The following is a 23,755-nucleotide window of genomic DNA, read 5'->3' on the forward strand; positions in this document are numbered from 1 at the left end:
GGGCTCAGAGCAGCTGGGCCACGCGATAGGGGACCATCTCGCGCATCACGAGGCCGGTGCTGGTGCGCTTGACCCCGTCGACGTCGAGGATCCGTCCGGCGATGCGGTACAGGTCGTCGGTGTCGCGGGCGGCGACCCGGATGAGCAGATCGGAGACGCCGGACAGGCCGAGCACCTCGATCACCTCGGGGATGCCGGCGAGCTCCACGCCCACGCTGTCGAGCTTGCGCTGGGTGACCCGCGTGAGGATGTAGGCGCCGAGCGGGTAGCCGAGGAAGGCCGGGTCGACCCGGCGCTCCAGCGAGCGCAGCACCCCGTCGCGCTCGTAGCGGTCCAGGCGCGACCGCACCGTGTTGCGGGCGAGCCCGGTCGCCTCGGCCAGAGCGACGATCGTGGCCGCGGGGGAGCGGATCAGCTGGCGCAGGAGGATGGCATCGGTGCGGTCGGCGCGAGGAGTCATCCTGATCACGTCCCATCTTGGAAGTGCGTCGATTTTGATTGATCTGATCAACGGCGGATCGATCTATTGTCAGGGTGATGCGACGCTGGTGCAATGAGGCGACAATCTGCGTCTGAACAGATGCCTCGCCCCGGTCCGTGACGGATGGGCCGGCGCGAGACCCCACAAGGGCCGGCATCGACGGTGCGGCGAGGACGCCGCGCACCCGTCCCGAGGAGGATCCCGATGACCCCGCCCACCGCGACCGCGCCCGCCGTGGCGACCGATGACCGGCTCGCCGCCCTGACCCGCATCGAGCAGCGCGTGCTGTGGCTCGCGACCTCGATGGTGCACCACGCGAACCGCGTGCGCCCCAACCCCTCGGGGCTCAAGGTGGGCGGCCACCAGGCCTCGAGCGCCTCGATCGCGACCATCATGACCGAGCTGTGGTTCGAGCAGCTCCGTCCTGAGGACCGCGTCTCGGTGAAGCCGCACGCCTCGCCCGTTCTGCACGCCATCAACTACCTGCTCGGCGGCCTCGAGGAGTGGCACATGACGGCCCTCCGCCAGTTCGGGGGCGTGCAGAGCTACCCGAGCCGTACGAAGGATCCCGACGTCGTCGACTACTCGACCGGATCGGTCGGGATCGGCGCCACGGCACCGATCTGGGGCGCGATCGCCCGCCGTTACGCCTCCTCGCTGTCGGGGGAGTCCCCGCAGGGGCGGCAGTACTCGCTGGTGGGGGATGCGGAGCTCGACGAGGGCGCGGTCTGGGAGGCGCTGCTGGATCCGCACGTGCACGATCTCGGCGAGATCGTCTGGATCGTCGACCTCAACCGGCAGTCCCTGGATCGGGTGGTGCCGGACATGGCCGCCGGCAAGCTCGAGCGCATGTTCGCGGCGGTCGGCTGGCAGGTGATCACCGTCGCCTTCGGGCGGCTCCTCGACGAGCTCTTCTCCCGCGAGGGCGGCGGGGTGCTGCGCAGCCGGATCCTCGACATGCCCAATCCGGAGTACCAGCGACTGCTGCGCTGCCCCGTCGACGAACTGCGCCGGCGCCTGCCGGGCACGGGGCCCGATGCGGCCGCGATCGGTGCGCTGCTGGCCGGGATCGGAGACGACGAGCTGCGTGCGGCGATCCGCAACCTCGGCGGCCACGATCTGGAGGCGCTGCGCGAGGCGTTCGCGCGGATCGACGACACGAGGCCGACGGTGATCATCGCCTACACGATCAAAGGCAACGGCCTGCCGACCGAGGGGCACCCGCAGAACCACTCCTCGCTGCTGACCGCGGCGCAGTACGCCGAGCTCGCCGAGCGTCTGGGCGAGGATCCGGCGGAGCCGTGGCGGCGCTTCGCGGCGGGCTCCGCGGAGGGCGCCCTCTGCGCGCAGACCGCCGAGCGTCTCCGCCGGCCCGCGGTGCCGGCGGCCGCGGAGCACCCGGTGCCCGCGGACTTCGGGCGCACGCCGGCGGGCGCCGGCACGACCCAGGCCGCGCTCGGGCGCGTCCTGCTCGATCTCACCCGCTCCGCGCCCGAGGTGGCGCGCCGTGTCGTCACCGCGAGCCCCGATGTCAGCTCCAGCACCAACCTCGCGGGGTGGCTCAACAAGGTCGGGGTGTGGTCGACCGACGACCGGCCCGACTGGTTCGACGACGACGGCGAGACGATCATGCACTGGCGCGAGCGTCCGACCGGGCAGCACATCGAGCTCGGCATCGCGGAGGTGAACCTCGTCAGCCTCCTCGGCGAGCTGGGCGCGACGTGGAGCCGCTGGGGGCAGCCGCTCTACCCGATCGGCGTGCTCTACGACCCGTTCGTGGAGCGCGCCCTGGAGCCCTGGTCGTACGGCATCTATGCGGGCGGCCAGTCCATCCTGGTGGGCACGCCCTCGGGGGTGAGCCTCGCGGGCGAGGGCGGCGCGCACCAGTCCATCAAGACGCCGTCGATCGGGCTGGAGCAGCCCGGATGCACGAGCTACGAGCCCGCCTTCGTGCAGGACGTGGAATGGACGCTCCTCGCCGCCATGGCGCAGATGGGGCGTCCGGGCGGGCGGTCGGCCTATCTCCGCCTGTCGACCAAGCCCGTCGATCAGTCGCTCGCCGCGATCCCCGCCGACCCGGCGGCCCGGGAGCGCCGGCGGCGCCAGGTCGTCGCGGGCGGCTTCCGGCTGCGCTCGGCCGAGGCGCCGCGCGTGACGATCGCCGCCATGGGGGCGATGGTGCCGGAGGCGTGCGCCGCGGCGGAGCGGCTCGAGGCCCAGGGGTGCGCCGCCGACGTCGTCTGCGTCACGAGCCCCGGCCTGCTCTTCGAGGCGCTGCGCGCCCGCGACGGGGACGGCGATGTCGACAGCTGGATCCTCGAGCAGATCCTGCCCTCGGAGCGCGCCGTTCCGCTCGTGACCGTGCTGGACGGCCATCCGCACGCGCTCGCCTTCCTCGCCGGAGTGCGCGGCGTGCCGGCGCGGCACCTGGGCGTCAGCCGGTTCGGACAGGCCGGGGATCTGGACGACGTGTACCGGTATCACGGCATCGACGTCGACAGCATCGTCCGCGCCGCCCTCGACCTCGCGGACTGACCCTCGCCGCCTTCGGCACCGCGACCACCGCCGCGGGCGCCGAGGGCGCGCCTAGAATCTCCTGGTGCCCACCCCGAAGATCGTGCTCTTCTACGCCTTCGCGCCCCTCGCCGACCCGGAGGCGCTCCGCCTCTGGCAGCGCGACCTCTGCGCGGCGCTGCACCTGCGCGGCAGGATCCTGATCTCGCCGCACGGCATCAACGGCACGCTCGGCGGCGACCTCCCCGCGGTGAAGACCTGGCTGCGCTCGTTCCGCTCCTACGCCCCCTTCCGCGATGCCGACGTGAAGTGGAGCGAGGGCACCGCGGTCGACGCCGACGGGTACAGCGCGGACTTCCCGAAGCTCAGCGTCAAGGTGCGCGACGAGATCGTCTCGTTCGGCGCACCCGGCGAGCTGCGCGTCGACGAGCACGGGGTCGTCGGCGGCGGCGCCCGGCTCAGCCCGGACGCACTGCATGACCTCGTCGCCGAACGCGGCGACGAGGTGGTGTTCTTCGACGGGCGCAACGCCCTCGAGGCGGGGATCGGCCGGTTCCGCGGAGCCGTTGTGCCGGATGCGGAGACCACGCGCGATTTCGTGGGGCTGCTGGACTCCGGCGCCTACGACGACCTCAAGGGACGCCCGGTCGTGACCTACTGCACCGGGGGGATCCGCTGCGAGGTGCTGTCGAGCCTGATGACGGCGCGCGGCTTCGGAGAGGTGTATCAGCTGGAGGGCGGGATCGTCCGCTACGGCGAGCGGTTCGGCGACGACGGGCTGTGGGACGGCTCGCTGTACGTGTTCGACGGACGCGGATCCGTGGACTTCTCCGACCACGCCGCCGTGATCGGCGTGTGCGCCGGCTGCGGGGCCGCCACGAACCGCACGGCGAACTGCCCGGATCCGTCGTGCCGCCGGCAGGACGTGGTCTGCGCGGACTGCGTCGCCGTGCCCTGCAGGGAGCACGCCGCCGCGGTCTGATCCGGGATCCGGCCCGGTACCGCGGTCCCGGTGAACAGTTCGGAACATCACTCCCGGGGATGACGACGGCGCCGGATCCGCGCCGTAGCGTGGTGCGCATGGACCTGCTGAACGCCTGGCTGCTGCACGCCGCAGGACAGCTCTGGCTGTTCCCGGTGCTGCTGGTGTTCTTCTTCGTCGACGGCTTCGCGACGATCCTGCCGAGCGAGACCGCGCTCGTCGCGCTGTCGGCGCTCTCGCTGCAGAGCGGGCAGCCGAACCTGATCGTGCTCGGGCTCGTGGCGCTGGTGGGTGCGGTCGCCGGTGACAACATGGCGTACCTGCTCGGCCGCACGATCGGCACCGAGCGCTGGCGCTGGATGCGCCGGCCGCGCGTGCAGAAGATGTTCGAGTGGGCGCGATTCGAGCTCGACAAGCGCGGAGCGGCGCTCATCTTCACCGCCCGCTACATCCCCTGGGGGCGGGTCGCGGTGAATTACGTCGCGGGCCAGACCCGGTTCCCGCACCGGCGGTTCTTCCTGTTCGACCTGTTCGCCTGCATCACCTGGGTCGCCTATGCGATCGTCATCGGCCTCGTCGCCGGCCAGTGGGTGCACGACAACCCGCTGCTGGGCGTCGGTATCGCGGTGGTGTTCGCCGTCGTCGTCGGCTTCGTGATCGACCATGTCCTGCGCTGGTGGCACCGTCGTCGCGGGGACGCGGAGCCGGTCCCGCCCGCACGACACGACGGGGAGGCGGTCACCGCCGAGGTGCGCGACGCGTCCTGACCGAGATCCCGGGCACGGGCTTTCCTCCCGCCTCGCGGCGCCGATCGGCGGCTTCGGCGCGGGCGGTTCCGATCGGCGGGGCCGCGCTCAGCCCCAGAGCGTGGTCCGCGGCTCGGCGGAGTCGAGCACGCGCGGCGTGCGCCGTGCCACGGCGAGCAGCGCGAGTCCGCGGGATCCCTCGAGCTCGATGAGCTGCCCCGCCCCGACCTGCTCCCGCCAGTGCCGGGCGAAGGTCTCGGCGTCGGTGCGGCGGCGGGCGATCATCCGGGGCACCGCGAGGAGCGTGGCCCGGCGCAGATCCCGCGCCTGAAGGGAGGCGATCATCGCGACGAGGGAGGCCGAGCGGCCGACGTCGGCCCGATCGGTGCGCAGCAGGAAGCGGGGCGACACCGGCGGGGCGAAGAGCTCCTCGACCGCTTCGGCGACGAGACGCCGACCGGATCCGGCGAGCTCGATCCGCATCCGGTCACCGTCCGCAGCGACCGTGATCGCCGTCTCATCGATGGGAGGGATCCGCCCGGCATCGGCGAGGGTGCGGGCGACGGCTATCGCCGCTCCCCGGAACATGCCCGCGGGATCCGCCCGGCGGCGGCGCGCGGCGGTCAGCGGCCGGATCGCCCCGCCGAGCACGAGCGCGACCCCGGCGCAGCCGAAGGCCACGAGGGCTCCGACCGGATCGATCGGGACGAGACCCGTGACGGCCGCAGACATCACGGCGCCCACGCCGAGAGCAGACAGGGCGGCCCCGGGGATGGCCGTCGCGAGGATGCGCCCGGTGGGGATCAGCGCCACCGCCGACGAGCGCCGCACCGCGAGCACCTCGCGCTCCTCGGATCGGTACGGCTCGCCGATCCGCCACTGCGTGCGCGTCAGCGACCGCGGCCGGAGGTCGGCGCGCACCTGCTCCTGCAGCGCGCCGATCGAGGCGCGGGGATCCTTCCCGAGCACTCCCGCGAGCAGCTCCCGCGCTCCACGACCCAGCGCGTTGCCCAGGCCGCGCACGATCCGGCCCTCCGGGTCGTCGTCGGCCGAGAGGCCGAGCAGGCGCCCCTGCCGGCGGACGAGCCGGCGGTGCTCGGTCGCATCGTCGAGCGCGACGTCGGCCGGGATGAGGCAGGTGACCGACCAGTTGTGCGCGACCTTCTCCGTCCACGCGGGATCCAGGCGCAGCGTTCGGCCCCGCAGCTGCGGCGTGCCGGTCGCCGTGGTCACGGTCGTCAGGTCGATGAGCGTGTTCACGGCGGGGCAGTCCCAGCCCTCGCCGAGCAGCCCCCTCGTGCCCACGAGCAGCCGCACGGCGCCCCCCGTGATGAGCGCCGAGACCGCGGCCACGATCCGCCCGGATCCGACTCCGGGAGCATCCAGGTCGCGCCACGGGCCGACGCCGTCCTGCACGCGCACGGCGGCTCCCACGTCCTCGGCGATCGCCGCGGCGAACGCCTCGGCGGAGCCCGCCGGCACCCGGATGCGGTCCGCCGTGAGCAGCACCGGGGACAGCGCGGCGGTCACCGGGTCGCTCACGACCAGCTCGTAGACGCGCAGCGCCCCGGCCGCGCGCTCGCCGACGAGACCGCGGCTGTTGCCGTGCTCGACGAAGTCGGTCACGATCGCCGCGCGCACCAGGGCGCCGTCGGATCCGCCGAGCTCGAGACGCAGGATGTCGACGGCGGCGCGATCCTTCGCCTCCGAGAACGCCAGGGTCGTCTCGATCGGATCCCTGCCCCGGCGCAGCCCGCGATCGGTGAGCAGCAGGCCGAAGTCCGCCAGAGCCCTCTTCACGAAGAGCCACTGGGGCCGCGCCGCCGGGTCGGGCAGCAGCCGGGTCAGGGCGAAACGGGCGAGCACGGTCAGCAGATCGTCGGTCGTGCACCGCTCGAACAGCGCGGGCGGGAGGATCGCGCACAGCGGGTGCCCCGGGGCGAGGGCGCGCAGCACGACGCCGCAGGAGCGGGTGAGCGGGAGGTCCTCGGAGAGTGCGCGCTCGAGCGCCTCAGCGGAGGGGGACGGCTGATGCGCGGTCTCCCGGTCCGGTGGCGACGGGTCGGGGGCGGACGGATCGGTCGGCTGCAGCCGCTCTTCGAGATACCGGATCCCGTCGGGGGTGGACAGCACCTGGGCGAGGAGCTCCGTGAGCCGGTCGCCGTGCTGCCGGATGAACGCGGCCTCGGCCGGCACCGGTTCGGTGAACCAGACGTGATCGCGATAGGGGGCGAGGTGGCCCTCCTTCACGACCGCGGGCGTCGGCACCTCGAAGTCCACCTCGCCGAGCAGCTGCGTGTAGTTCTCGTACTCCGGCCCGTCCGCGACGTCCGGCAGCGTTCCGGTGAGGCCGATGACGACTCCGCGTCCGCCGCGCCCGCGGATCGCGCCGACGAGGTAGGCGACGACGAGCGCCCAGTGGTCGAGCAGGTGATGGCACTCGTCCAGCACGACGGTGTCCACGTCGGCGTCGACGATGCGATCGAGCAGGGCGACCGCGTTCGGATGCAGCACCTGGGCGATCGTCTCGGGGCGCTCGCGGGCGAGCCGTCGGCGCAGGCGCACGACCCGGCGAGCGAGGCCCGAGCGGTACTGTCGCGGGTTGTCGACGGCGAGGGCGGCGAGCCAGGTCTCCGCCGAGGCCTGGTCGCGGCCCGCGGTGACGAGTTCCTCCGCCCAGCGGGCGCGGGCGAGGGATTCGAACGGCGACCCGTCGCCCGTGACACTGACGGCCTGGTACGTGAGCGCGGTCAGCGCGGCGATGCGCAGCGGATCCGTCGAGACGTCCGTCGGGTCCGGCGCGAGCTCGGCGGCCTGGCGCGCCCACTGCTCGCGGATGGTCGTGCTGGGGGCGAGGACGAGAGTGCGCCCGCCCTCGCGCATCGCGAGGAGGAGCCCGAGCAGGGTCTTGCCGGATCCCGGAGGCGCGACGATGTGCAGCGCATCCTCGGATCCGGGGGCGAGACGCTCGAGCACCTGCCGCTGGTAGGTGCGCAGCACGCCCGTGAAGCGCCAGCCGGCGAACGGCGTGCTCGCCTCGGCCATGCTTCCCTCCCCGCCGGCGCCGGATCGCACCGGCTTCGAGCGTAACCGCCTGCGCCGGCTCAGGACGTCGAGGCCGCGAGCAGGCGCGCACCCAGCAGCGACCGCGGCGCGAGCACGGCCGCGACGCGGTCGCGACGGGAGACATGCAGGCGCAGCTCGAGCCGGATGGCATCGAGGGGTGCCCGGAGGTCTTCCGCTTGCGATCCGGATCCGGATCCGGACGGCGCGTAGCTCGCGCGTTCGATCGCGCGCACCAGGAGGGCGACGGCGGCGGGATCGACGCCGCGCTCCCGGACGAGGCGCTCGCCGCGGCGGCGCGGGGACTCCGCGGGCGGGGCGGGCAGGCCCAGATCCTGCAGCGTCGCGCGCAGCTCGGCCCACGCCGCGTCCGCGTCGCCCCGGCGCGCCGCGGCGCGCCGGCCCGACAGCTGCACGCGGCGGACGAGGGCCGGGATGAGCAGCACCGCGAGCAGTCCCAGGATCGTCCACAGCACCGGAGCCGCGGCGAGGGCGGTCGATGTCGTGCCGCCCGCGCCTCCGGCCTCCGGCACGTCCAGGTTCTTCGGATCCTTCGCGCTGCCGGTCGCGGTGGGGGCGGGGGAGGGAGCCGTCGTCGCGCCGCCGGTCCCGGCGCCGCCGGCCGTGGCCGCCGCGGTGAACGCCGTCGGCACGCCGCGGGTGGCGGTGGGCTCGAACGGCACCCAGCCGATGCCGGAGAAGTAGACCTCCGGCCAGGAGTGCAGCTGATCGGTCGACACCTCGAACACGACCCGCCCGTCGTCCGACCGCCGATCGGTCGCCGTGCCGGGCAGGTACCCCACCACGATCCGCGCCGGCATGCCCAGCGAGCGCGCCATGAGCGCGAACGCGCCCGCGAAGTGCACGCAGTACCCTTCGCGCACGGTGAGGAACGTGGCCACCGCGTCGACGTTGGTGCCGTCGAACCGCTCGTCGACGGGCGTCTGCAGCGAGTACCGGAATCCGGCTCGGAACCAGGTCTGCAGCGCGATCAGGCGGTCGTAGTCGTTGGTCGCGTCGCCGACCACCTGCCGTGCGTCGTCGGCGATGATCGCCGGCATGTCGGCCGGAAGCGCCCGCAGCTCCGCAGGGGCGTCGGATCCCGAGGCCGAGGAGGCGCGGATCTGATCGAGCGTGGGCACGAGCACCGCGGTGTCGGTCGTGTAGTTCTGATCCGCGGCGTCGGCGTTCGCGGCGATGACGGTGCGGTTGTCGGGTGCGGCGTTCCAGCCGCCGTCCTCCCCGCGCACCGTGGTGGCCTGATAGGGGACCGGAAGCCAGGATCCGGAGATCCCGGCCGTGCGGATCGTCGTCTTGTTCTCGTGCACGGCGACGCCGTCGGGCGCCGTGACGTCCCCGAAGCCCTGGGAGAGGGGGACGGTGGCGGGCCGGTCCGGCTGCCAGGTCGAGCCGTCGAAGCGGGTGAGGGTCGCGATGCGCAGGTACGGTGGGGTGCCGTCCTGCGTGATCAGGGTGAGCGCGGTGACGGGAGCGGGACGCCGCAGGTCCTGGCCCAGGTTCAGCGTGGCGCTCAGGGTCGCGCGCCCTCCGCCCGTGCTGATGCCCGAGGCCGACACCGGCAGGAGCGGGGCCACGACGAGGGCGGCGACGACGGCGATCGCGCCGATGACGACGGCGGGCAGGCGGCGGGTGCGCGCCACCGCCGCGGACGGAGGAGATGCCGCGGCCGCGTGCGCCCGCGCCGACATGCCCTCGGGCGTCTGCGGCGCGGGAGCGGCGGATCCGGTCGGCGCGAAGCGGACGCGCAGGAACAGCAGGATCACGACGGCGAGCCCGACGAACCACACCGGATCCAGGCCCTGGTGCACTGCGATCGCGGGCAGCGCGCCGATCACCGTGACCAGCACCACGGCGACCAGCGGGGATCGCAGCGGGACGAGCAGCAGATCGAGCACGATCGCGACGAGCCCGACCAGGGCCGCGATCGACACCGCGATCGCGACGGTCGAAGCCAGGGGCGCGACGCCGCCGCGGATCTCGGCGATCGCCGCGGAGACGAGTGCGTCCACCGCGCGCCACACCTCCGGCGACGGCAGCAGCCATGCCTTGCCCAGCTGCCGGCCCGTGAACACGGTGAGGACCACCGTCCCCGCGATCAGCTGAACCACAGGGACCGCGGGGATCGCGATCCACGCCGGCGCCCGGCGTGCGAGGAGGCGCGTCGCGACCCCCGCGATGATCACCGCGGCGGACGTCGTCGCGGCCCCCGCGCTCCAGCTGCCCGGCTGGAGCACGGCGCTGAGCGGCCACACGCCGGCGAACACCCCCAACGCGACCAGCAGGGCGGCGGCGACCGGACCCGCTTCCGCGCGGGACGGGCGCGGCGGGCCGGCGTAGGCGCTGGCGTCAACGGACATGGGCGGTCTCCGGGGGCGGTCCGGCCTCGTCCTCGCGCCCCGCCGGGGCGGGCCGGCGGTGCTGCGGGTGTCCGGATCCGGCATCCGTGCTCGCGGATCCGGGATCCGCGGCGCCGGCATCCGCCCAGGCCTCGGCGGGGTCGTCGCCCAGCGCGGCCGTCCGCCAGCCCTGGAGGGAGGCGGCGGGAAGCGCGTCCGCGGCGGATGAGGTCGCGAGCAGGATCGGGGTGCCGGCGCCGCCGTGCGGCAGCGAACCGGCGTCGGCGGCGTCGATCGACCCCGTGATCATGACGAGCGGGCCGACGGTGTGGCCCTCGCTCGCCGCGGGGAGTCCGTGGTCGCGCTCGCCGGAGCGCGGCGTGATCCCGGCGAGGCTCACGAGCAGCCCGTCGCGCTCGTCCTCCGCTCCGCGCAGCCGGCCGATCAGCACGCCGGTCGCATCGACGACGTCGACCGCGAATCCCTGATCCACGAGGTGCACCGCGATCGAGGCGCAGGCGGTCACCGCCCGGTCGAAGGCATCGGGATCCGCGCCCGGCCAGCGCGTTCCGGCGCGGTCGAGGACGACGAGAGCATCCGGGCTGGACTCCTGCTCCTCCTGGCGCACCATGAGATCGCCGCGGTGCGCGGTGGCGCGCCAGTGGATGCGTCGCATCGAGTCGCCGGGCACGTACCGGCGCGGCGAGAGGTTGTCGGCGCCCTGCCCGAGGCGGTGCGACGAGGTCTGGGCGGTGCCGCCGGCGCGCCCGGTGCGGTCGGCGAGCCGCGGGAGGGGCAGCACGGCGGGCACGATCGTGATCGGTGTGACGTCGCCCAGCTCGTCGGTGCGGGTGAACATCCCGAACGGGTCGGCGGTGCTCAGGCGCAGCGGTCCGAGCGAGGCGAGTCCGCGCCGCGCTCCCGAGATCGGATAGGTCATCGACATGGTCGTGCCGCCGGGGATCGGCTCCGCGTCCGCGGCGGGGAACGGCCCGGCCGCCTGGCCGTGCACGGCGGCGGGGAGGGCATCGCTCCAGCGCCCGGCGGGCGGGCGCAGCAGGGTGCGCAGCTCGACCCGCATCCGCACCGTGGTGTCGTCGCCGACCGTGAGCAGGTCGGCCGCCACGGCGCGGTTCACCCGCACGCGCCGCCGGGGCGCGAACACGAACAGCGCGGCGAGCACGAGCAGGCCGAACAGCAGCGCCGCGACGTACAACAGCACCGGCGCGGCGAGCACGTTCGCGCCGATCACGAGCAGGATCCCGACCAGGAGCGCGCTCGCCCCCCGTCCGGTCATCCGCCGCCCGGACGGATCCGCCGGACGCCGCTCCCGCCTCGGCCGGGTCATCGTGTCACCGGGGCAGGCCGACCGGAACCGGGATCCGCCGCACGATCGCCTCCAGCGCCGACTCGATGGGCCGGGCGCCGGCCCGGTGCAGTCCGCGGGCCGCGATGAGCCGATGCGCGAAGACGTCCGGCAGCAGCGCCGTGAGGTCGTCCGGGATGACGTAGTCCCGCCCGTCCAGGGCCGCCTGCACCTTCGCGGCGCGCACGAGCTGCAGCGTGGCGCGCGGGCTCGCCCCCAGGTGCAGGTTGGGGTCGGTGCGGGTGGCCTGCGACAGCGCGACGGCGTACTCCTCGAGCGCCGGGGCGACGTGCACGGCCCGCGCCCACGTGATGAGCCCCCGCACATCGGACGCGGCGAGCACCGGCCGGATCGCGTCGAGCGGGTTGGCCGTGTCGCGCTGGCGCAGCATCAGGGTCTCGGCGGCCGCATCGGGATAGCCCATCGAGATGCGCATCATGAAGCGGTCGCGCTGCGCCTCCGGCAGGGCATAGGTGCCCTCCATCTCCAGGGGGTTCTGCGTGGCGACGACGAGGAAGGGATCCGGCAGCGGGCGCGAGTGACCGTCGACCGTCACCTGGTGCTCCTCCATCGCCTCCAGCAGGGCCGACTGCGTCTTGGGGGAGGAGCGGTTGATCTCATCCGCGATCACGATGTGCGCGAACACCGCGCCGGGCTTGAACTCGAACTCCTGGGCGACGGGGTTGTAGACGCTGACCCCGGTGACGTCGCCGGGCAGCAGGTCGGGGGTGAACTGGATCCGGCGCACGGTCGCATCGATGCTCGCGGCGAGGGCGCGGGCGAGCATCGTCTTGCCGACCCCCGGCACGTCCTCCACGAGCAGATGGCCCTCGGCGAGCAGGCACACCAGAGCGCTGCGGACGGCGTCGTCCTTGCCGTCGATCACCGCCGTGATGGAGTCGAGGATCGCGGCGGTCTGCCGGGCGAACCCGGCCGCGTCGATCCCGTCGGCGGATCCGGTGCGCGTCTGCGGGGCCGTGCTCGTGGCGACGTCGGCGGCGTTCGTGGCGTGCATGCGTCCCTCTCACCGGGCGCCGCGGTGCGCCCGCGTCTCGATCGTAACCCGCGCCCGGGACGGGCGGGCCGGGGATCCGATCCGCCGCCCGGTCCGACCCGCCCGCGACCTCGGGTAGACTGGTCGACGGCTCTCCGCGTGGCGGCACCCAGGCCAACTCCCCCAGGGCGGAAACGCAGCAAGGGTAACCGGGCTCTGTCGGGTGCGCGGAGGGTCTTTTCTTTTGCCCGGAACCCGTACGCCGCCTTGCCCGCAGCCGGTCGCACCGTCTGCGGCACGCGGGTTCCGCCGCACGCGAGTCCGACGCGCTAGGGTCCGAGCATGGGACACGACGAGCACCGGCCCACCGTCTACTCCGCGGTGCCGAAGAACCTCACCGCGCCGTACGTCATCCCGCCGCTCGAGCACGATCAGAGGGGGCGTCCGCGGACGGTCGGCGCGCCTGAGCCCGCCCCGGCGCGCGCCCGCTCGTGGGCGCCGCTCCTCTTCATCGCGATCGCGGCGCTCATCGCCGTCCCCGCCGCGATCGCGCTCTTCTCGGGACTCGCGGATCAGCCCGCCTCCGACGACGCGGCGCCGCCCGCGGTCGGCGCCGCGGTCGAGACCTCCACCGCCGTGCCGCCCACGGCGGCGCCGGCTCCGGCCGCGCCGGCCGTCGATCCGGCGTTCCCGGCGCTGGATCCGGCTCAGCTGAAGGCCCTCCTGCAGGACGCCGCCGCGCACGCGGGCGAGCGGCACACCGCGTACGTCGAGATCCAGGTCGGCACGGAGAGCATCCCGCAGAGCCTGCGGGACACGACGGGCCTCGTCGGCTTCGCGGGCGCGGAGCAGCCCGCGCGAACGCTGCAGGATGCGGGGAATCCGGTCGCGCTCACGGCGGATCCGGGGATCCTCGACGCCGCCGTGCGCGGAGACGTGCTGCGGATCCGGTTCACTGTCGTCGGCGCCGCCGACCGCACCACGATCTACAACGGCTCCGGCATCGCCGAGCTGCACGTCGTGGGCGCCGAGAAGGTCGCCTCGTTCTCCTGAGCGCGGCCCCGCCGCCGGGCCCGCGCCCGGCTCGCGATCGACCGGGCGCGGAGCGGGGTCGGACGGCTCGGAAACGGTCGCGAATCGGGCCTTCCCGCACCTTCCGGAGGGCACTGTCGCCCACTACTCTGGACAGGGTGGCACCCAGACGTGCCGATCCGACCGATCCCGCTCTCAGCCACCCGGAGGCCTCGCCGTGCCCGACACCCCCGCAGCGCTTCCCGATCTGCACCGCGCCGCCGCCGTGCTCTTCGATCTGGACGGTGTGCTGACCCCGACCGCCGAGGTGCACATGCGCGCCTGGAAGGCCGTGTTCGACGAGGTCTTCACCCTCTGGGGAATCCAGCCCGCGTACACCGACGACGACTACTTCGCCTACGTCGACGGCAAGAAGCGCTACGACGGCGTCGCGAGCCTGCTGCGCAGCCGCAACGTCGAGATCGCGTGGGGATCCGTGGACGACGACCCCGAGGCCGACACGATCTGCGGCATCGGCAACCGCAAGAACGTCGCCTTCTCCGAGGCGCTGCGCCGCGACGGCATCGCGCCCTATCCCGGATCCCTGGCCCTGCTCGAGGAGCTGCGCGAGGCCGGTGTCCCGCTCGCCGTCGTGTCCAGCTCGAAGAACGCCGAAGAGGTGCTGACCTCGGCGGGCATCCGCGACTTCTTCACGGTCGTCGTCGACGGCGTCGTGGCAGAGCGCGAGCACCTCGCCTCCAAGCCCGCTCCCGACGTGTTCCGGGTGGGCGCCGAGCGCATCGGCGTCGATCCCGCGTCCGCGGTCGCCGTCGAGGACGCCACCAGCGGCGTCGCGTCCGCCGCCGCGGCGGGCTACGGCACGGTGGTCGGCGTCGACCGCGGCGCCGGATCCGACTCCCTCCTCGCCCATGGCGCCACGGTCGTCGTCGACGACCTCTCCCGCTTCCTGTCCTGACCCGCCATCCCTTTCACGGAGAGCACTGCATGATCGACCGCGACCTCTTCCCCGTCGACCCCTGGCGTCTCGTCGAGACGCAGTACCCGCATGCGAACCCCGGCGTCTCGGAGACGCTGCTCGGTCTCGGCAACGGCTACCTGGGCCTGCGCGGCAACCACATCGAGGGGCGCAGCGCGCTCGAGCACGGCACGTTCATCAACGGGCTGCACGAGACCTGGAAGATCCGTCACGCGGAACAGGCCTTCGGCTTCGCCGAGGTCGGCCAGACCATCGTGAACGCCCCCGATGCGAAGGTCATGCGGGTGTACGTCGACGACGAGCCGCTGAGCTTCGACGAGGCCGACGTGCGCGAGTACCGGCGCGAGCTCGACTTCCGCACCGGCATCCTGCAGCGCGAAGTGCTCTGGGAGACGCCGTCCGGCAAGCGCGTGCGGATCCGCGATGAGCGCATCGTGTCGTTCGTCGAGCGTCACCTCGCCGTGCTCCGCCTCGAGGTCACCGTCGAGAACGCCGACGCCCCAGTGACGATCTCCTGCCAGCTGCTGAACCGGCAGGACGGCGAGGACGTCTACGGCGGCGTCCCGTCGATGGCCGTCGGCTCGCCGGGGGAGAAGGCGGGCTTCGACCCGCGCAAGGCGGAGCGGTTCGGCGACCGGGTGCTGCAGCCCGCCGAGTTCTGGCAGGACGGGGAGCGCTCCGCTCTCGCCTACCGGGTCGCGAACTCGGGCATGACCCTCGCCGTCGTCGCCGACCACGTGGTCGAGACCGAGAACGACTACACCGCCCGGCAGCTGGTCGAGCCGGACATCGCCAAGAACGTGTTCCGGGTGCAGGCGAAGGCGGGCGTCCCCACGCGGGTGACGAAGCTCGTCAGCTACCACACGTCGCGCGGTGTGCCCGCGCGCGAGCTCATCGACCGCTGCCGGCGCACGCTCGACCGCGCCGCCGTCGAGGGGGTCGAGGCGCAGTTCGCCAAGCAGGCGGAGTGGCTGACCGCGTTCTGGGAGCGCAGCGACGTGCGCATCGCCGGGCACGACGACCTGCAGCAGGCGACCCGCTGGTGCCTGTTCCAGATCGCGCAGGCGTCCGCGCGCGCGGACGGCGCCGGCGTCTCGGCGAAGGGCGTGTCGGGATCCGGCTACGGCGGGCACTACTTCTGGGACACCGAGGTGTACGTGCTGCCGTTCCTCACCTACACGTCGCCGCAGTTCGCGCGCAACGCGCTGCGCTGCCGGGTCCATATGCTGCCCGCCGCGCGCCGCCGCGCCGGCCAGCTGAACGAGGGCGGGGCGCTGTTCCCGTGGCGCACCATCAACGGCGAGGAGGCCAGCGCGTACTACGCCGCGGGCACCGCGCAGTACCACATCAACGCCGATGTCAGCTATGCGCTCGGCAAGTACGTGCGCGCCACCGGCGACGACGACTTCCTGTACCGCCAGGGCGTGGACATCGCTGTGGAGACCGCGCGGATGTGGGCGACGCTCGGGTTCTGGCGCTCGGCCGAGGGGCTGGACACGTTCCACATCCACGGCGTGACCGGGCCGGACGAGTACACCACCGTCGTCAACGACAACCTGTTCACGAACGTGATGGCGCGCTACAACCTGCGTTTCGCCGCGCGGGTGGTGCGGGAGATGGCCGCCGACGCGCCCGAGGCGTACGACGCCGCCGTGGAGCGGCTCGGCATCGACCCCTCCGAGGTCGAGCAGTGGGAGCGCGCCGCCGACGCGATGCACATCCCGTTCAGCCCGGCCCTGGGGATCCACCCGCAGGACTCGCTCTTCCTCGAGCGGGAGGTGTGGGATCTGCCGCACACCCCGGCCGAGCAGCGCCCGCTGCTGCTGCACTTCCACCCGCTGGTGATCTATCGGTTCCAGGTGCTGAAGCAGGCCGACGTCGTGCTCGCGCTGTTCCTGCAGGGCAATCACTTCACCGAGGCCGAGAAGCTCGCCGACTTCGAGTACTACGACCCGCTGACCACGGGTGACTCGACGCTGTCGGCCGTGGTGCAGTCGATCCTCGCCGCGGAGGTCGGCTACCAGGATCTCGCGCACGAGTACTTCGAGCACGCGATCTACGTCGACCTGGGCGACCTGCACCGCAACGCCTCCGACGGGGTGCACGTGGCCTCGGCGGGCGGCGTCTGGACGGCGCTTGTGTCCGGCTTCGGCGGCATGCGCGACCACGACGGCGAGCTCAGCTTCGACCCGCGGCTGCCGACGGACTGGCCCGAGCTGTCGTACCCGCTGCAGTGGCGCGGGTCCCAGCTGCAGATCACGCTGACCGCGGACCGGCTGCTCGTCCAGGTGCGCACCGGCGATCCGGTCTCGTTCTCGGTGCGCGGGGCGATGTTCACGGCCTCGACCGAGGCGCCGGCGGCGGTGCCCCTGGCGAATCAGGGGCCGGTGCTCCGCGGGCGGCCCGAGTTCGGTCGTCAGGCGCTGCGCGAGGACGGCACGATCCTCTCGCCGACGGTGCCGACGACATCGGCCATCCCGATCGTCGGGTACGTCGGAGAGTCGGGGGAGTAGCGCCCGGCGCAGGGCCGGCGGGACCGGCGGGGCGCGCACCCCGCGCGGAGATGTGCGCTTCGCGCGGAGATGTGCGCTTCGCTCGGAGATGTGCGCTTCGCTCGGACGGAATCCAGGATCCGGTCCGCGCGAAGCGCACTTCTCCGAAGCTGGGGCACGGGCGGGGCGGATCCGAACGAGCGCCGGGGACCGACCCGGTCCGAATGTCGCAGGCACGCTCTAGGCTTGTCGGGTGAGCACAGCCCTGTACCGCCGCTACCGGCCCGAGAACTTCGGGGAGATGATCGGGCAGTCGCAGGTGACCGATCCGCTCATGACGGCGCTGCGCGGCGACCGCGTGGGGCACGCCTACCTGTTCTCCGGCCCGCGCGGCTGCGGCAAGACCACGTCGGCGCGCATCCTGGCGCGCTGCCTGAACTGCGCCGAGGGGCCGACCGACGTGCCCTGCGGCGTGTGCCCGAGCTGCGTCGAGCTGTCCCGCGACGGGGGCGGCTCCCTCGACGTCGTCGAGATCGACGCGGCCAGCCACAACGGCGTCGACGACGCGCGCGACCTCCGCGAGCGGGCGACGTTCGCGCCCAGCCGCGACCGCTTCAAGATCTTCATCCTCGACGAGGCGCACATGGTGACGCCGCAGGGCTTCAACGCGCTGCTCAAGCTCGTCGAGGAGCCGCCGCCGCACATCAAGTTCATCTTCGCGACCACCGAGCCCGAGAAGGTACTCGGCACGATCCGCTCCCGCACGCACCACTACCCGTTCCGGCTGGTCGCGCCCGCGGCGATGCTCGAGTACGTCGAGAAGCTCTGTGCCGAGGAGGGCGTGACCGTCGCCCAGGGCGTGCTGCCCCTCGTCGTGCGCGCCGGCGGCGGATCGCCCCGCGACACGCTCTCGCTGCTCGATCAGCTCATCGCCGGCTCCGAGAACGGCGAGGTGGCGTACGAGCGCGCGGTCGCGCTGCTCGGCTACACGCACTCGGCGCTGCTCGACGAGATCGTCGACGCGCTCGCCGCGGGCGACGCGGCGGCGGCGTTCCCTGCGGTCGACCGCGTCGTGCAGACCGGACAGGATCCGCGTCGCTTCGTGGACGACCTGCTCGAGCGGCTGCGCGATCTCATCGTGATCGCCGCCGTCGGCGACGCCGCCTCGGCGGTGCTGCGCGGCGTGCCCGAGGACGAGCTCGTCCGCATGAGGGCGCAGGCCGCGACCTTCGGCGGTCCCCGGCTGTCCCGTGCGGCCGACCTGGTGAGCTCGGCGTTGGACGACATGACGGGGGCGACCTCACCGCGACTGCACCTGGAGCTGCTGGTCGCCCGGGTGCTCACCGCGCTCTCCGGCGGCGCGGAGGGCGCGCCGACGTCGTCCGTGACCGCCCCGGCGTCCGCGACCGCCCCGGCTGCTGCTCCCGCATCCGCCCCGACGACCGCGCCTGCGCCGAGGGTCGATCCGCCCGCCGAGGCGACTGCGCCGTCCGGAGGTCGGCCCGCCGAGGCGACTGCGCCGTCCGGGGCCGCCGACCGAGGACGCGAAGCGCCCGAGCCGAACGGCGTCGCCCGCGACGGAGACGGTGCGACCGCACGTCCGGACGCTCCGCAGGCTCCGGCCGCTCCCGAGCCGGCTCCGGCGGCCGGGCCGATCGACCTCGACCGGGTCCGCGCCGTCTGGCCCGCCGTGCTCACCCGCCTGGAGAAGATCAGCCGCGGATCCTGGCTGGTCGTCACGGCCGTCCAGCCGCTCGCCTACGACGCGGCCTCGGAGGTGCTCACCCTCGGCTTCCCCGGCCCGAACGACGTCGCGCGATTCAAGGGCACGTCGCCCGGCAACGGCCCCTCGGACCATCTGCGCACCGCGATCGAGGCCGAGCTCTCGGTCACGGTGAAGTACCTTCCGGCCCCGCTGCCCAGCGCGGATCCGGCGGGCGTCGAACGGAACTTAGCCGAGAGCGGGAAGGCCCCGCGCCCCTCCGACCAGATCCCCGCCGAGCGCGGATCCGCCCCTTCGGCCCCGTCCGCTCCGCGTGCGTCCGCCCCGGCTTCGGCGCCGGTCGCTCCGCGCGCGTCGGATCCGGCCGCCTCGGCAGCCCCGGTCACTGAGTGGGCCGTCGCGGCGATCCCGCAGGGCGATCCCGCGGCCGAGACCGAGAGCGCGCTTCCGGCAGCGGCGCCGTCCGCCCCGTCCGCTCCCGCAGCGCGGGTGGGCCAGTTCCCCGTGGACGAGGAGCCGGCCGACGTCGAGGCGATGCCGGCATCCGGCTGGTACGAGCCAGGGCACGACGGTGACGTCCTCGACGACGAGCCGCCGTTCCCCGATGACGCGGACGCACCGGGGCCCGAGGAGGATCCGGATGCGCATCGCATCCCGGCGCCCGCGATGGCCGCGGCCCCGCGGACGACGGGTCCCGCTCCGGCGGCCCCTGCGCCCCGGCCGGATCCGGCACCGCGCGCGGCGGCGGCCCCCGCGGTCATCGACCGGGCTCCGCGCTCCGGGGTACCGGGGGTGCAGCGGTACGGCGAGGCCGTGGTGCGGCAGGTGCTCGGTGCGACCTTCCTGCGCGAGGAGCCGTACGAGCCGCAGACCAGATTCCAGTGACGACCGATAAAGGACCATCGAGATGTACGACGGCATCGTCCAGGAGCTGATCGACGAGTTCGGCCGACTGCCGGGCATCGGCCCGAAGTCGGCCCAGCGCATCGCCTTCCACATCCTGCAGACGCCCTCCTTCGACGTGAAGCGGCTCGCCGAGCTGCTCACCGAGGTGCGCGAGCGGGTGCGCTTCTGCGAGATCTGCGGCAACGTCGCGGAGCAGGAGCGCTGCGCGATCTGCCGCGACCCGCGTCGCAACACCGCGCTCATCTGCGTCGTGGAGGACGCGAAGGACGTCGCGGCGATCGAGCGCACCCGTGAGTTCCGCGGGCTCTACCACGTGCTCGGCGGCGCGATCAGCCCGATCGCCGGCGTCGGCCCCGACGACCTGCGCATCGCGCAGCTGATGACCCGCCTCGCCGACGGAACGGTGCAGGAGGTCATCCTCGCCACCAACCCGAACCTCGAGGGCGAGGCGACGGCGAGCTACCTCAGCCGGCTGCTCGTGAGCATGCAGATCACGGTCTCGCGCCTCGCCTCCGGCCTCCCCGTGGGCGGCGACCTGGAGTACGCGGACGAGGTGACGCTGGGCCGCGCCTTCGAAGGCCGGCGCGTCCTGTGAGCGCCATCGGCTTCAGCCGTCGCGGCTGGCTGCTCTTCGGAGCCATGTGCCTCCTCTGGGGCGTGCCGTACCTGCTCATCAGCGTGGTGGTCGAGTCGTTCTCGCCGCCGGCGATGGTGGCCGGCCGCACCCTGATCGCGGCTCTGCTCCTGCTCCCGTTCGCGATCCGCAGCGGCGCGCTCCGGGCCGCGTGGAAGCTCTGGCCCTGGGTGCTCGCGTTCGGGCTCGTCGAGATGGCGGGACCGTTCCTCCTGCTCGGCCACGCGGAGCAGTCGCTGCCGTCGGGGCTGACCGGTCTGCTCGTGGCCACGGTCCCGCTCTTCGCCGCGCTCATCGCCCTCGGCGGCGGCGACCGCGCCGTGCTGCGCCCCGCACGGCTGATCGGGCTGCTCGTCGGGTTCGTCGGCGTCGGCGTCGTGGTCGCCGGTCCGGGTCTGACGGGCGGCAAGGTCGACCTCCTCGCCGCGGGGGAGGTGCTGCTCGTCGCGGTGCTCTACGCGACCGCGCCGTTCATCGTCGCCCGCAAGCTCGGCGATGTGCCCTCGATCGGCACGATCACCCTCGCACTGCTGTTCATCGGGATCCTCTACCTTCCGGTCGCCCTGCTCACCCAGCATCAGGTCCCGACGGTGCCGTCGATCGCGGCGCTGATCGCCCTCGGCGTGATCTGCACCGCGATCGCGTTCCTCGCGTTCTTCGCGCTCATCAAGGAGGTGGGCCCGGTGCGCGCGCCGCTGTTCACCTACGTCAACCCGGTGATCGCGATCATCCTCGGCGCGATCGTGCTCGCCGAGCCGCTGACCGCCGGCCTGCTCGTCGGATTCCCGCTCGTGATCATCGGATGCTGGTTCGCCGGCACCGGCGGACGCCTGCGTCCGAAGGCGGCGGTCGACCGGGCCGCGGTGGAGCTGACGGCCGAGCCGGTGCCCCCGGTCGCGGCGGACGCGCGCGGCCCGGAGTCCCCGTCCGAGGTCAGGAGGACCGACGGATCCCCTTCCACAGGGTGATCAGCAGCAGCACGAATCCGGCGCCGATGAGGATGTGCCCGGCGCCGGCGATCCCGGAGATCGCCTTGGATGCCTCCGCCTTCTGGACGTCGAGGATGCCGTGCCAGGTCATCATCGCGCCGGTCAGCAGCACCCCGGCGTTGTAGATCCAGAAGAACCAGCGGAACAGGCGGCTCGCCGAGAGCATGAACAGTTTCTCCAGGGCGAGCACGATGAGGGTGACGAGGGCGCCGAGGGCGAGGAGATGCGTGTGCACCAGAGCGAGCTGCCCGCTGACGCCGTTCGGGAAGCCCTGCGCCTTGGTGAACTCGCGGTAGAAGAGGCCGGCGGCGAGGCCGAGCGCGATCCAGGTGACGGTCGCGACGAAGAGCTGCGCGAGCGCGCGCCGCGAGGCGCCGGGCGCCGTGGCCGGGGCGGTGAGGTCGGAGGAGGAGGTCATGATCCCAGCCTCCCGGGCTTCGGCGGGCGGCGGATCCATCGAAGGATCGATCCTGAGCGGGTGGGATCCGCGTCGTCACGGGGGAGAATCGGAGCATGAGCACCGCGCCCGCCTCCGCCCGTCGGCGGATGCTGCGCGGCGCGCGGTTCGCGCTGCACCTCATCACGGTGGTGCTCGTGGTCGTCACGACCGTCCGCGCGGGGGTCGAGGGCGCGCTGCTGCCCGTGCTGCTGGCCGCCGCGGTGTACCTCGCCTGGTACGGCGCCGGTGCGGGGCTCGCGCACAAGCACGCGGCCGGGTGGTGGATGCTCGGCCTGGTCGCGATCTGGATCGGGATGCTCGTGCTCTCGCCGGAGTTCGTGTGGCTCGCGTTCCCCCTGCTGCTGCTCGCCGGTCATGTGCTCCGCCTGCCCTGGTCCGCGGTCTTCGTGGCCGTCGTGCTGGTCGCGTCGATCGTCGCGCCCGGGCTGCACCCCGGCGGCGTGCAGCCCGGCACGGCGCTCGCGCACCTCATCGGCCCGCTCGTCGGCGGCGGGTTCGCGTTCGCCGTCTCGCTCGGCTACGACGCCATGCTCCGGGATGCGGCCGAGCGCGAGCGTCTCATCGATTCCCTGCTGCGCGCGCAGCGCGAGGCGGCGCAGCTGCACGACGAGCTCGCGGCCACCCAGCGCGAGGCCGGCGCGACGCGCGAGCGCACCCGGCTGGCCCGTGATCTGCATGACACGATCGCGCAGGAGCTCAGCACCATCGTGATGCTCGCCAGGACCGACGCCGAGACGCCTGCGGGCGAGGCGCGGCCCGACCGCACCGCGCTGATCGAGCAGCTGGCGCAGCATTCGCTCACCGAGTTGCGCCGCATCGTGGCGGCCCTCGCCCCCGCCGACCTGGACGAGTCCGCCCTGGCGGCGGCCCTCGCCCGCATGCTCGACGCCCTGCGCGAGGAGACGGGCGTCACCGGGACGCTCGAGGTGGATCCCGACCTCCCCGCGCTGCCGACGCCGGTCGAGGTCGCCCTGCTGCGCGTGGCCCAGTCGGCGCTCGCGAACGTGCGCCAGCATGCGAAAGCACGGACCGTCCGCGTCGCGCTGACGACGGGGGGCGGATCCGTGCGCCTGCGGCTCGAGGACGACGGCGTCGGGTTCGACCAGGATGTGCGGCCCTCCGACGCGTCCTACGGTCTCGCCGCGATGCGCTCTCGGCTGCGCGAGGGCGGGGGAGAGCTCGCGATCCGCTCCGCACCCGGCGCCGGCACCACGATCGAGGCGACCCTGCCCCTCGGCTCCGGCTCCGGCTCCGGCTCTGGCACCGGCTCCGGCTCGGGCGCCGGAGCCGCGGACGACGGCGCCTCGGGTGCCGGAGCCGCCGCCGACGGCACCCCCGGCGCGATCGGAGGAGCGGCATGACGGTCCGGCTGATCATCGTCGACGACCACCCCATCGTGCGCGCCGGGATCCGCGCGGTCGTCGAGGCGCGCGGCTTCGACGTCCTCGCCGAGGTCGGCACCGGTGAGGAGGCCGTCGAGGCCGCCCGCCGTCTCCGCCCCGACGTGGTGCTGTGCGACCTGCGGCTCGGCGACGGGATGGACGGCGTCGCCACCACGGCGTCGCTGCGGGCGCTGCCGGATCCGCCCGCGGTGCTCATCCTCACCACGTTCGACCACGACGCGCAGATCGTGCGCGCGGTGGAGGCCGGCGCCGCCGGGTACCTGCTCAAGGAGGTGGGCGTCGACATCATCTCCCGGGCGATCGTCGACGCCGCGGCCGGCGCCAGCGTGCCCACCCCCGGTGGCGACGAGCGCCTCGTGGCCGCGCTGCGCGCGCCCCGGGTCGAGCTCACCGCGCGGGAGCAGGAGGTCCTCGCGCTCGTCGCCGAGGGGCTCAGCAACCGCGAGATCGCGGTGCGCCTGTATGTCGCCGAGGCCACGGTGAAGACGCACATCGTGCACCTGCTCGACAAGCTCTCCGCCGACAGCCGCACCGGGGCCGTCTCGGAGGCCCGCCGGCGCGGCCTGCTCTGAGCCGGATCCCCGGGGCTGTCGCTCGCTCCGGCGGGCCGTCACATACCGGTTCGGGCATGAAGGCC

General features: G+C 73.6%; 17 protein-coding genes and 1 other RNA gene. 12 read left to right on the forward strand and 6 right to left on the reverse strand.

All coding sequences use genetic code 11. The features are described 5' to 3' along the window. Positions 1 to 4 precede the first annotated feature (4 nt). Positions 5 to 460, reverse strand: a complete 456-nt coding sequence (locus WFJ17_RS13625) for an Lrp/AsnC family transcriptional regulator (protein ID WP_336648712.1) — start codon at positions 458 to 460, stop codon at positions 5 to 7. Positions 461 to 685: 225 nt separating this feature from the next. On the opposite strand from WFJ17_RS13625, the gene WFJ17_RS13630 reads away from it, so the two are divergent. The 3 genes from WFJ17_RS13630 (at position 686) to WFJ17_RS13640 (ending at position 4,744) form a co-directional block, all read left to right on the forward strand. Then, positions 686 to 3,016 carry a transketolase-like TK C-terminal-containing protein gene (locus WFJ17_RS13630; RefSeq protein WP_336648713.1) on the forward strand — a complete coding sequence of 777 codons (2,331 nt, stop codon included), beginning with the start codon at positions 686 to 688 and terminating at the stop codon, positions 3,014 to 3,016. A gap of 64 nt (positions 3,017 to 3,080) precedes the next feature. Beyond that, complete coding sequence (gene trhO, locus WFJ17_RS13635; protein ID WP_251445979.1) at positions 3,081 to 3,977, forward strand: oxygen-dependent tRNA uridine(34) hydroxylase TrhO; 897 nt, start codon at positions 3,081 to 3,083, stop codon at positions 3,975 to 3,977. A gap of 98 nt (positions 3,978 to 4,075) precedes the next feature. Then, positions 4,076 to 4,744, forward strand: a complete 669-nt coding sequence (locus WFJ17_RS13640; protein WP_292883986.1) for a DedA family protein — start codon at positions 4,076 to 4,078, stop codon at positions 4,742 to 4,744. A gap of 87 nt (positions 4,745 to 4,831) precedes the next feature. Here the strand turns inward: WFJ17_RS13640 and WFJ17_RS13645 are convergent, their stop codons facing one another. From WFJ17_RS13645 to WFJ17_RS13660, 4 genes are read right to left on the reverse strand one after another with little or no spacing between them, the layout of a single operon-like run. Beyond that, a complete protein-coding gene (locus tag WFJ17_RS13645) occupies positions 4,832 to 7,768 on the reverse strand; it encodes a DEAD/DEAH box helicase (RefSeq protein WP_336648714.1) in 2,937 nt (978 codons plus the stop codon). A 59-nt stretch (positions 7,769 to 7,827) separates the two neighbouring features. Next, the gene (locus tag WFJ17_RS13650) at positions 7,828 to 10,164 is read right to left on the reverse strand and encodes a transglutaminase family protein (RefSeq protein ID WP_336648715.1); all 2,337 of its coding nucleotides are present in this window, start codon (positions 10,162 to 10,164) and stop codon (positions 7,828 to 7,830) included. Continuing rightward, a complete protein-coding gene (locus WFJ17_RS13655; protein WP_251445991.1) occupies positions 10,154 to 11,440 on the reverse strand; it encodes a DUF58 domain-containing protein in 1,287 nt (428 codons plus the stop codon). The genes WFJ17_RS13650 and WFJ17_RS13655 overlap by 11 nt, the downstream gene beginning before the upstream one ends. 55 nt (positions 11,441 to 11,495) lie before the next feature. Beyond that, positions 11,496 to 12,524 carry an AAA family ATPase gene (locus tag WFJ17_RS13660; RefSeq protein WP_251445994.1) on the reverse strand — a complete coding sequence of 343 codons (1,029 nt, stop codon included), beginning with the start codon at positions 12,522 to 12,524 and terminating at the stop codon, positions 11,496 to 11,498. A 125-nt stretch (positions 12,525 to 12,649) separates the two neighbouring features. Here WFJ17_RS13660 and ffs point away from each other — a divergent pair. From ffs to WFJ17_RS13695, 7 genes are all read left to right on the forward strand, one after another. Next, positions 12,650 to 12,746, forward strand: an RNA gene (ffs, locus tag WFJ17_RS13665) — signal recognition particle sRNA small type. A gap of 99 nt (positions 12,747 to 12,845) precedes the next feature. After that, positions 12,846 to 13,556, forward strand: a complete 711-nt coding sequence (locus WFJ17_RS13670) for a hypothetical protein (protein WP_336648716.1) — start codon at positions 12,846 to 12,848, stop codon at positions 13,554 to 13,556. Between the two features lie 196 nt (positions 13,557 to 13,752). Further along, positions 13,753 to 14,490 (forward strand): beta-phosphoglucomutase family hydrolase, encoded by a 738-nt coding sequence (locus WFJ17_RS13675; protein WP_251446000.1) that lies wholly within the window; start codon positions 13,753 to 13,755, stop codon positions 14,488 to 14,490. A gap of 29 nt (positions 14,491 to 14,519) precedes the next feature. Continuing rightward, the gene (locus tag WFJ17_RS13680; RefSeq protein WP_336648717.1) at positions 14,520 to 17,024 is read left to right on the forward strand and encodes a glycoside hydrolase family 65 protein; all 2,505 of its coding nucleotides are present in this window, start codon (positions 14,520 to 14,522) and stop codon (positions 17,022 to 17,024) included. A 232-nt stretch (positions 17,025 to 17,256) separates the two neighbouring features. Next, on the forward strand, positions 17,257 to 19,611 hold the full coding sequence (locus tag WFJ17_RS13685; protein WP_336648718.1) for a DNA polymerase III subunit gamma and tau: 2,355 nt from the start codon (positions 17,257 to 17,259) through the stop codon (positions 19,609 to 19,611). Between the two features lie 22 nt (positions 19,612 to 19,633). Further along, a complete protein-coding gene (recR, locus tag WFJ17_RS13690; protein ID WP_251446009.1) occupies positions 19,634 to 20,227 on the forward strand; it encodes a recombination mediator RecR in 594 nt (197 codons plus the stop codon). Further along, positions 20,224 to 21,234, forward strand: a complete 1,011-nt coding sequence (locus WFJ17_RS13695) for a DMT family transporter (RefSeq protein ID WP_251446012.1) — start codon at positions 20,224 to 20,226, stop codon at positions 21,232 to 21,234. Before recR ends, WFJ17_RS13695 begins: the two co-directional genes overlap by 4 nt. On the opposite strand, the gene WFJ17_RS13700 is transcribed toward WFJ17_RS13695, so the two are convergent. Then, positions 21,200 to 21,673 (reverse strand): DUF2871 domain-containing protein, encoded by a 474-nt coding sequence (locus WFJ17_RS13700; protein WP_336648719.1) that lies wholly within the window; start codon positions 21,671 to 21,673, stop codon positions 21,200 to 21,202. The genes WFJ17_RS13695 and WFJ17_RS13700 overlap by 35 nt on opposite strands. A gap of 95 nt (positions 21,674 to 21,768) precedes the next feature. On the opposite strand from WFJ17_RS13700, the gene WFJ17_RS13705 reads away from it, so the two are divergent. After that, on the forward strand, positions 21,769 to 23,076 hold the full coding sequence (locus tag WFJ17_RS13705) for a sensor histidine kinase (RefSeq protein ID WP_336648720.1): 1,308 nt from the start codon (positions 21,769 to 21,771) through the stop codon (positions 23,074 to 23,076). Next, positions 23,073 to 23,690 (forward strand): response regulator, encoded by a 618-nt coding sequence (locus WFJ17_RS13710; RefSeq protein WP_251446020.1) that lies wholly within the window; start codon positions 23,073 to 23,075, stop codon positions 23,688 to 23,690. Before WFJ17_RS13705 ends, WFJ17_RS13710 begins: the two co-directional genes overlap by 4 nt. The last annotated feature ends 65 nt before the right edge of the window (positions 23,691 to 23,755 follow it).

Source organism: Microbacterium sp. MMO-10 (assembly GCF_037148715.1).
Classification (GTDB): Bacteria; Actinomycetota; Actinomycetes; order Actinomycetales; family Microbacteriaceae; genus Microbacterium.

What these genes read in the sequence shown, in the direction of transcription:
- WFJ17_RS13625 (WP_336648712.1), bottom strand. Translation starts at nt 460, where the DNA reads ATGACTCCTCGCGCCGACCGCACCGATGCCATCCTCCTGCGCCAGCTG.
- WFJ17_RS13630 (WP_336648713.1), top strand. Translation starts at nt 686, where the DNA reads ATGACCCCGCCCACCGCGACCGCGCCCGCCGTGGCGACCGATGACCGG.
- WFJ17_RS13640 (WP_292883986.1), top strand. Translation starts at nt 4,076, where the DNA reads ATGGACCTGCTGAACGCCTGGCTGCTGCACGCCGCAGGACAGCTCTGG.
- WFJ17_RS13645 (WP_336648714.1), bottom strand. Translation starts at nt 7,768, where the DNA reads ATGGCCGAGGCGAGCACGCCGTTCGCCGGCTGGCGCTTCACGGGCGTG.
- WFJ17_RS13650 (WP_336648715.1), bottom strand. Translation starts at nt 10,164, where the DNA reads ATGTCCGTTGACGCCAGCGCCTACGCCGGCCCGCCGCGCCCGTCCCGC.
- WFJ17_RS13655 (WP_251445991.1), bottom strand. Translation starts at nt 11,440, where the DNA reads ATGACCGGACGGGGGGCGAGCGCGCTCCTGGTCGGGATCCTGCTCGTG.
- WFJ17_RS13660 (WP_251445994.1), bottom strand. Translation starts at nt 12,524, where the DNA reads ATGCACGCCACGAACGCCGCCGACGTCGCCACGAGCACGGCCCCGCAG.
- WFJ17_RS13670 (WP_336648716.1), top strand. Translation starts at nt 12,846, where the DNA reads ATGGGACACGACGAGCACCGGCCCACCGTCTACTCCGCGGTGCCGAAG.
- WFJ17_RS13680 (WP_336648717.1), top strand. Translation starts at nt 14,520, where the DNA reads ATGATCGACCGCGACCTCTTCCCCGTCGACCCCTGGCGTCTCGTCGAG.
- recR (WP_251446009.1), top strand. Translation starts at nt 19,634, where the DNA reads ATGTACGACGGCATCGTCCAGGAGCTGATCGACGAGTTCGGCCGACTG.
- WFJ17_RS13700 (WP_336648719.1), bottom strand. Translation starts at nt 21,673, where the DNA reads ATGACCTCCTCCTCCGACCTCACCGCCCCGGCCACGGCGCCCGGCGCC.
- WFJ17_RS13705 (WP_336648720.1), top strand. Translation starts at nt 21,769, where the DNA reads ATGAGCACCGCGCCCGCCTCCGCCCGTCGGCGGATGCTGCGCGGCGCG.
- WFJ17_RS13710 (WP_251446020.1), top strand. Translation starts at nt 23,073, where the DNA reads ATGACGGTCCGGCTGATCATCGTCGACGACCACCCCATCGTGCGCGCC.